General features: G+C 73.3%; 9 protein-coding genes. 6 read left to right on the top strand and 3 right to left on the bottom strand.

Translation table 11 applies throughout. The features are described from left to right. Positions 1-658, bottom strand: a 658-nt coding sequence (locus DVH02_RS30740; RefSeq protein ID WP_147286170.1) for an ABC transporter substrate-binding protein, incomplete at its 3' end; no start/stop codon positions are given. 249 nt (positions 659-907) lie between these two features. Here DVH02_RS30740 and DVH02_RS30735 point away from each other — a divergent pair. The 5 genes from DVH02_RS30735 to DVH02_RS30720 all read left to right on the top strand — a co-directional run bounded on the left by DVH02_RS30735 (position 908) and on the right by DVH02_RS30720 (position 4,900). After that, positions 908-2,239 (top strand): hypothetical protein, encoded by a 1,332-nt coding sequence (locus DVH02_RS30735; protein ID WP_114627126.1) that lies wholly within the window; start codon positions 908-910, stop codon positions 2,237-2,239. Positions 2,240-2,389: 150 nt separating this feature from the next. Then, positions 2,390-2,569, top strand: a complete 180-nt coding sequence (locus tag DVH02_RS30730) for a hypothetical protein (protein ID WP_114627125.1) — start codon at positions 2,390-2,392, stop codon at positions 2,567-2,569. 242 nt (positions 2,570-2,811) lie between these two features. Beyond that, positions 2,812-2,958, top strand: coding sequence for a hypothetical protein (locus tag DVH02_RS35365; RefSeq protein WP_158575962.1), 147 nt, complete (start codon positions 2,812-2,814; stop codon positions 2,956-2,958). Next, positions 2,955-4,172 carry a sensor histidine kinase gene (locus tag DVH02_RS30725; RefSeq protein WP_114627124.1) on the top strand — a complete coding sequence of 406 codons (1,218 nt, stop codon included), beginning with the start codon at positions 2,955-2,957 and terminating at the stop codon, positions 4,170-4,172. Before DVH02_RS35365 ends, DVH02_RS30725 begins: the two co-directional genes overlap by 4 nt. Before the next feature lie 86 nt (positions 4,173-4,258). Beyond that, a complete protein-coding gene (locus DVH02_RS30720) occupies positions 4,259-4,900 on the top strand; it encodes a response regulator transcription factor (RefSeq protein ID WP_114627123.1) in 642 nt (213 codons plus the stop codon). Positions 4,901-4,932: 32 nt separating this feature from the next. Here the strand turns inward: DVH02_RS30720 and DVH02_RS30715 are convergent, their stop codons facing one another. Further along, positions 4,933-5,949: an ArsR/SmtB family transcription factor gene (locus DVH02_RS30715; protein WP_114627122.1), complete on the bottom strand. Its 1,017-nt coding sequence runs from the start codon at positions 5,947-5,949 to the stop codon at positions 4,933-4,935. Positions 5,950-6,205: 256 nt separating this feature from the next. Between DVH02_RS30715 and DVH02_RS30710 the strand changes: the two genes are divergently transcribed. Then, on the top strand, positions 6,206-6,580 hold the full coding sequence (locus DVH02_RS30710) for a peptidase inhibitor family I36 protein (RefSeq protein WP_114627121.1): 375 nt from the start codon (positions 6,206-6,208) through the stop codon (positions 6,578-6,580). A 99-nt stretch (positions 6,581-6,679) separates the two neighbouring features. Here the strand turns inward: DVH02_RS30710 and DVH02_RS30705 are convergent. Beyond that, positions 6,680-7,639 (bottom strand): MFS transporter (locus tag DVH02_RS30705; RefSeq protein WP_114627120.1); only part of this gene is annotated, 960 nt, incomplete at its 5' end.

The raw sequence follows: 7,639 nt of genomic DNA, 5'->3' as shown, positions 1-7,639 counted from the left end.
CCGCACGGCAGAGCGCGGCGGCCTTCTTGTCGTACGCGGCGAGCCGGGCCGCCGCCTCTGCCGTGCGGTCCAGCGCCTGGGCGTTGAGGAGGTAGTTCTCCTTCCAGGTGAAGCCGGGCCGGATGGAGAAGACCGTCGGGGCGATCGCCGAGAGCGCCTTGTACTTGTCGGCCGCGCGCAGCTGGCTGCCGAGGATGAGGTCGGGCTTGAGCCGCGCGACCGCCTCCAGGTTGAGGTTGTTGATGGTGCCGACGCTGTCGGGGCTGCCCGCGCCCTTCTTCAGATAGCCCGGCAGGGAGGCGTCACCCTCGGTCGGGGCGTATCCGACCGGCTGGACGCCGAGCGAGACGACGTTGTCGAACTCGCCCACGTCCAGCACGACGACCCGCTCGGGGCGCTTGTCGATCACCGTCTTGCCCATGGCGTGCGTCACCGTGCGCGGGAACCGCCCCGGCGCGGCGTCGGTCCCGTACGCCGCCGTCTTCTTCGCCGCGTCGGCGAAGTCCTTGCCCCCGGTGGCGACGGCGGCCTTCTTGCCGCCGCTGTCGTCGGACGCGCCGGAGCCGTCGCCGGAGGAGTCCCCCGCGCCGCAGGCCGCGAGGGAGAACGCGGCGGCCAGGGCGACGACGACGGCGGTGCCCCGGCGTCGTACGGACAGGGAGAGAGACATCTTGGTGCTCCTGGGCCCCCGGAGGAGAGGCCGGGTCGGGGTGATCACGGATGATCCGAACGTACTCAGACGGTCTTAGGCCACCCTTACGTTAGGCGTCGCCCCGGTCGGCAGCACACCCGCCCCGGCGCTATCAGGCGAATCGCACGGCGGCCACCCTTATGTGTGAAGTGGGGTGTCTCGTGTTGTTCGGCAGGGAGTACGAAAACTAGCTTCGTCGCCGGAGGTGACGGACCGATGACGGCCTGTGCTATCGAGACGGCTACAGCGGACGGAGAAGGAGCGGATACCGGCGGGGCGGTACGGCACGACGAGCGGGTGCGGCGTACGGAGTTCACGATCACCGCGGACGGTTCCTACGCGGCGCGGCTCACGCTCGGCGTTCCCCAGGCCCCCGGCGACGCGGGGTACGGCGACGTGGGGCACGCGGAGCACACGGGGTACGACGACGCCTGGTACCCGGAGCGGTGGACCCTCGGCGGGCCCGAGCCCTACGCCGTCCCGCTGCCGCTCGACCAGCCGGAGGAGCCCGGCACGGATCTGCTGCCGCTGGCCGACGGACGGGTCCTCATCGGCCGCCGGGTGGCGGACCGTCATGACTTCTCGCTGCTCTATCCGACCGGTCCCGGCACCGGTCAGCTGCCCATGGGCGCGGTCGAGTGCGCGCCGCGCGCCCTGACGATGCTGCCGCCGTCGCCGGACGGCCGGTGCGCGTACGCCCTGGTCGACGGCGTACGCTCCACCGCCCTCTGGCTGGTGGCGGGCGGCGCCTTCGGCCCCGAGCTGGTCGCCGAGGTGCCGGGCCGCTGCTCGGGCGGCGGGTGGCTGGACCGTACGGGCCGGATGCTGGCGCTGGACCGCGAACGGGACGGCGTGGTCAAGACGGTCGCCGTGGACCTGGAGCGCGGCGGCGAGGTGACTCCGCTGCTCCAGATCACCGACGAGAGCAACGACCGGCTGCTGCTGGCCGACGCCGACAGCGGACTCCTGCTGATCCGCTCGGACGCGCCGGGCCACGACCGGCTGGGCTGGGGCGTCCTGGGCAGCCTCCGGCCGGTGCGGTTCCCGGAGTGCCTGCGCCTGCCGGACTGCGCGGTGACGCCCTTCGCCGTACAGCCGGGGCAGGTGCTGATGCCGGAGAGCTGCGCGGTGGCGCTGCGGATCGACGGCCCCGGGGGGAGCTGGCTGGGGACGTGGCGGCCGGCCGACCGCCGGATGACGCAGCGTCCGGCGCCGCAGGGCTGGCTGGCGGGCGCGGGACTGTGGACCGCGCAGGGGGTGCTGCGGCTGCCGTACGCGACGGGCGCGGTGCCGTGCGGAGTGGCGCGGCTGGTTCCCGGACCGGATCGGGGCCAGGGACAGGGACAGGGCGAGAGCCAGCGCCAGGACCGGGGACAGGGCCGAGCGCCGGACCAGGGGCCGGTGGACATGATCACAGAATCGGCACATCCGGAATGCGCGGACGGGGAACCGGCGGCGGCTCCCCGTACTCCTGTGATGTGCAGGCCGGTGCCGTTGCAGCAGGCGCCTCTGACCGGTCGCGGGCAGCGGCCGCGGGAGGGGCACTAGACTTCCGGCCCGGGGGCCGCACAGCCTCACCGGCGGGAGTCGTACCGGTGTGGGCTGCTGGACGGGGGACCGTGACGCCGTCAGGGCGGTACGGAGCGACCGGCCTCCGCACAACGAAGCAAGATGCGATACGACGGGGTGACTTCCCACATGTCCGAAACCCGAAGCGACACGGACCACACGCACCCGCGGGGAGCGGCAGCGGCGGACCTGAGCGAGCTGGACAGCCATGGAAAGCACCGCGGGGGCGCGGCGTCCACCGAGGACTCCGCGGCGCCCGCGTTCGGCCGGCACCGCCGCCCGGGGGACAGCGGCAGCAACGCGGCCTGACGGCCGGACGGCCGGACAGCGAGAAGGAGGCCGCCGCGGCGATCCCGCGGCGGCCTCCGCGCGTCGGTACGTCGGTGCGCCCGCCCCGCCCGTCCCGGTCCGTCCGCCCGGTCCGTCCCGTCCGTTTTCAGCCGTCCCGTGCGCGCGTTCGCGCGCGGCGGCCGGGCAGTGACATTTGTACCGGCGGAGTCCGTACATCCGGCTCTGCCCAGGTGGCGGGCCCGCTCGGTAGCGTCACCGGCATGACGCAGACAGCAGCGACGGCGCCGCCCCGGGGGACGGAGCCGGACCCCGGTGGTGTTCCCGCCGCGATCCCCTTCACCGGAGTGGTCGAGTCCTTCGGCGCGTACGCGGTGTTCCCGTACCCCGGGTCCGTGAGGACGCCATGAGGTGGAGGTTCACGCGGCCGAGGAGCCGGCGCCCGGGACCGCCCAGTGAGTACGCGCTGCTGCCCTGGCTGCTGCTGGGACTCGGCTCCTTCTCCAACCTCGTCCAGGGCGAGACGCCCAACCCGTGGATCGGCGGCCTCGGGCTGCTGGTCTTCAACTCCCTCTACATCTCCGTGGTGTTCCGGGCCTTCGACCGGAAGGCGCGCGGCAGCCGTGCCACGCGCTGGTCGCTCGTCGCGCTGGGCGTGACGACTCTCGCGCTCGGCGCGGGTTACGGCGGCAACTGGCTGCTGTTCTTCCCGCTGTTCGGGCTCGCCTGCGGCAGTGTGATGCGCGGCCGGAACCTGGTCAGGGTGGGTGTTCCGCTGAGCGCGACGGCAGCCGCCGTCTCCGCGTACCACGACGGCTGGGGCGCGATCAGCATCGCGTACGGCACCTTCATCTCGATGATGGTGACGGCCGCGATCCTCACTCTCTCCGAGACCGTCGCGGAGCTGCACGACACCCGTCAGGAGCTGGCCCGTTCGGCGGTGGAGGGGGAACGGCTGCGCTTCTCGCGCGATCTGCACGACCTGCTGGGGCACACGCTGTCCGTCATCGTGGTCAAGGCGCAGGCCGCGCGTCGGCTGGCGCCCCGGGACGCGGACGCGTCGCTGGCCCAGGTCACCGACATCGAGTCCATCGGCCGCCAGGCCCTCACCGAGATCCGCGAGGCCGTCACGGGCTACCGCGAGGGCAGCCTCGTCGCCGACCTGGACCGGGCGCGCTCCGCGCTGTCGGCCGCCGGGATCGAACCCGTCGTACGGCGCTCGGGTCCGCCCCCGGGACCACGGGCCGAGGCGCTGTTCGGCTGGGTCGTACGGGAGGCGGTCACCAACGCCGTACGGCACAGCTCGGCGACCCGCTGCGTGATCACAGTGGAGTGCGCGCCGGACCACGCCCGTGTGACGGTCACGGACGACGGCGTCGGCGTACGGTCCGCCGCACCCGCCGCACCCGCCTCCCTCGCGTCGCCCGACTCCCCCGCCTCGCCCGACTCTCTCGCCTCCCCCGCCTCGCAGGCGCCGCGGGCGTCGTGGGGCGGCACGGGTCTGACGGGCCTCACCGAACGCCTCGCGGCGGCGGGCGGCTCCCTGACCACCTCCCCGGCGGCCCCGCCCGCCGACGGGGGCTTCCGCGTCACGGCGACGCTGCCGGTGGACGCCGCGCGCTGAGCGACCGCGCCCCCGCGGGACGCTCGACGCCCCGCGCCGGGACGCCGAGGCCGTGGCGTGGCCGGCCGGTTCTCTACGCTGTGGGGATGACCGAGCTGCCCCGGGACCGGCGTCCCGCCACGCGTACCCGCGTTCTCCTCGCCGAGGACCAGGTGATGATGCGCGGCGCCCTCGCCCTGCTGCTGGGGATGGAGGACGACATCGAGGTCGTAGCCCAGGTGGGGACCGGGGACGCCATCGTGGCGGCGGCCGTGACGACGCGGCCCGATGTGGCGCTGCTGGACATCGAGTTGCCGGGGCTGAGCGGGCTGGACGCGGCGGCGCTGCTGCGTACCGAGGTGCCGGACTGCCGGGTGCTGATCCTGACGACGTTCGGGCGGCCGGGGTATCTGCGCCGTGCGATGGAGGCGGGGGCGGCGGGGTTCCTGGTGAAGGACGGCCCGGTGGAGGAGCTGGCCTCGGCGATCCGGCGGGTACTGGCCGGGGAGAGCGTCGTGGATCCGGTGCTGGCGGTCGCCGCGCTGAGCGCGGGGCCCAATCCGCTCACGGCGCGGGAACGCGACGTGCTGAACGGGTCGGTGGACGGCGCGACCGTCGCCGACGTCGCGGCGAAGCTGCGGCTGTCGGAGTCGACGGTACGGAACTATCTCTCGTCGGCCATCGGCAAGACGGGCACCCGCAACCGGATGGAGGCGGCACGGGAGGCCCGCCGGCAGGGCTGGCTGTGACGCCCGCGGCGCACGGCCCGCGCGGGGCGCCGTCAGCGCGTCCCGGTGTCCGTTCCCAGGAGCCGTCGGCCCAGCGGCGTCACGCTGTGCCGTACGTACTTGCCGTCGCGGCGGCTCGCCACGAGGCCCGCGTCACGCAGGATGGCCAGCTGCTGGCTCACGGAGGGCAGGGAGACCAGGGCGAGTCCGGCCAGGGCCGAGGTCGAGACACAGTCGCGGGCGGCCGTCTCGTGCAGCAGGGCCGCGCGGGTGGGCCCGAGCAGCTTGGCGAGGCCGGACGCGGGCGCGGCGGGCCCGGTGCCCGCGGCGGGCACGAGGAGCTTGTCGACCGGGTAGACCAGGACCGGCTGGAGATCCTGGTCGACGACGGTGATGGGGCGCCGCCAGCAGAAGTACGACGGCACGAGCAGCAGGCCGCGGCCTTCCAGGTACATGTCGCGGTCGACGGGATAGTCCGCCCACAGGACGGGCGAGCGCCAGGTGATGACCGGGCGGAAGGTCTCCAGCAGTCCCCTCGTTCCGCCGGTCACGAGGGCGCGGGTGCGCCGCGCGACGTCCATGGCCACGGCGGTCTCGATGCGGGGCCACAGGGGTGCGACGAACGTGTCGTGATACGTGAGGAGGTCGTCGCCGAGCCGCTTCAACGCGGCCGTGTCGCCTCGGGCGAGCTGCCCGGCCGCGGCCGGGACGGTCTTGGTGCTGGTCGTCAACAGGCCGATCTCCGTGTGTAATCGGTCGCGCGGAGTGCTCAGCACCCGGTCGATACCGGCGTGCAGGCCGTTGAGTCCGGGGACCACCGGCGGAGTGAGGAAGTCCGGGAAGTAGGTGCTGCGGCCGGGCACGAGATCGTAGAGCCCGCGGACGGCGTGCCACACGGCTTCTCCCGGCAGCAGCCGCCCGACGGTCTCGCGCCGCCACTGCTCGAAGGCGATCCGGCCCCAGCGGTCCTGCAGTCGGCAGAGGCTGCAGACGATCTCCCAGAGCGGATCGGGGCGGTCCGCGATCCGCAGAGTCTCCACGTCGCGGCCGGTGAAGTGGATCCGCAGCAAGAGTCCCCCCTCGGGGCATGGATCATCCGCACGGAAGCGCTCGTTTTGGCCCCGGCCAAAACGACGTGACGCGGGGCGCGGACCCGGCCACTGTGGTCTTCATACCCAACTCACCGGTAACGGGAGGGGTTACGGGTACCCGGGCGTCGAGGCGGCCGGGGGTCCGTACGGGGCACGAAAGAAGATCACGACGGACCGAACAGCTCCACCGCGTCGTGAGCAGATTAGCTCACACCTGCACTGAAGGGGGAACAAAATGCGCAAGCCCGCCATCGCGGCCCTGGCCGCGTCCTTCGCACTGGCCGGCGTCGTCGCCGCCGCGCCCACCGCGTCCGCCGAGGCGAATCCGCCCGGCTGCGGCAAGGGCAACTTCTGTATCTACTCCGGGGAGAACCAGACCGGAACGCTCGTGGTGAAGGCCGTGAACAACTGGTCGGGCAGCGTCAGCGGCCGGTCGATCTTCAACAACGGGAACGTACAGCCCGGCTTCGACCACATCCAGCTGACCTGGACCTACAACGGCGGCACGTGGACCGACTGCTACCACTACAACCCCGGTCCCGGTCGCTACAAGGAGAACTTCGCCGCCGGGGTCGTCTTCAAGAAGGCCGTCTGGCGCGGCGAGTGCTGACACGGTAGCCCGCCGGGAGCGACCGGCAGCCTTCGGTGACGGCTCGTGTTACGGGGGTCGAGCCGTCACCGAACACCCCGCGCCCCCGTGGCGCAGCCCTTAACGCTCCGTCGCCCCGCGCGGCAGCCAGAGCAGCATCAGGAGTACCGCCGCCAGCAGCACCCCGGCGCCCGTGCCGAAGGCGAGGGCGTAGCCGCGGGTGAGGGCCTCGGGGGTGGTGGCGCCCGCGGTGCGGGAGGCCGCCACCGTGGAGAGGACCGCGAGGCCGAGGGCGCCACCCATGGTGCGGGAGGTGTTGACGAGGCCGGAGACCAGGCCCGCGTCGCCGGGGGCGGCGGCCGAGGTGGCGAGGGTCGCGAGCGGGGTGGTGGCCATGCCGAGGCCCGCCATCATCAGGACGCCGGGGCCGAGTATCGCCGAGAGATACGTTCCTTCCGCGGTCATCATGGCCTGCCAGCCGAATCCCGCCGCCGCCACCAGCGTGCCGAGCACGGCGAGGCCGCGGGTGCCGGTCCGCACCATCATCCGGGGAGCCAGCTTCGAACCGAGCACGATGCTCAACGAGCTGGGGACCAGCGCCAGTCCGGCTTCCAGCGGGGTGTAGCCGAGCACGTTCTGCGCGTACACCGTCATGAAGAACCAGGACGAGAAGGACACCGAACCGCACACGAACATCGCCGCGTTGGCGGAGGCGACCGCCCGCACGCGGAACAGCCCCAGCGGCATCAGCGGTCCCACCGACCTGGCCTCCACCCAGGTGAAGAGCGCGAGGAGCAGCACTCCCCCGGCCAGCGGCAGCAGGGTCGCGGGCGCGCCCCAGCCCCGTACCTCGGTCTGGACGATGCCGTAGGCGACCAGCGCGAGCCCGGCCGTGACCAGGACGGCGCCCGGCAGGTCGAGCCGACGGCCCCGCTCCGTGCGGCCCTCGACCAGCCAGAACACGGCACCGGCCAGCACCAGCGCGCCGACCGGGACGTTGATCAGCAGCACCCAGCGCCAGGAGAGCAGATCGGTGAGCACTCCGCCGACCAGCCCGCCCGCCGCGCCGCCGCCCGCGCC

The sequence above is a fragment of the Streptomyces corynorhini genome (genome assembly GCF_003346515.1).
GTDB classification, from domain to species: Bacteria; Actinomycetota; Actinomycetes; order Streptomycetales; family Streptomycetaceae; genus Streptomyces; species Streptomyces corynorhini.
This window is presented reverse-complemented; position numbering and strand designations above follow the sequence as displayed.

Bases quoted from the DNA above. Each gene is read 5' to 3' on its own strand.
- DVH02_RS30735 (WP_114627126.1), top strand. From the start codon at position 908: ATGACGGCCTGTGCTATCGAGACGGCTACAGCGGACGGAGAAGGAGCG.
- DVH02_RS30730 (WP_114627125.1), top strand. From the start codon at position 2,390: ATGTCCGAAACCCGAAGCGACACGGACCACACGCACCCGCGGGGAGCG.
- DVH02_RS35365 (WP_158575962.1), top strand. From the start codon at position 2,812: ATGACGCAGACAGCAGCGACGGCGCCGCCCCGGGGGACGGAGCCGGAC.
- DVH02_RS30725 (WP_114627124.1), top strand. From the start codon at position 2,955: ATGAGGTGGAGGTTCACGCGGCCGAGGAGCCGGCGCCCGGGACCGCCC.
- DVH02_RS30720 (WP_114627123.1), top strand. From the start codon at position 4,259: ATGACCGAGCTGCCCCGGGACCGGCGTCCCGCCACGCGTACCCGCGTT.
- DVH02_RS30710 (WP_114627121.1), top strand. From the start codon at position 6,206: ATGCGCAAGCCCGCCATCGCGGCCCTGGCCGCGTCCTTCGCACTGGCC.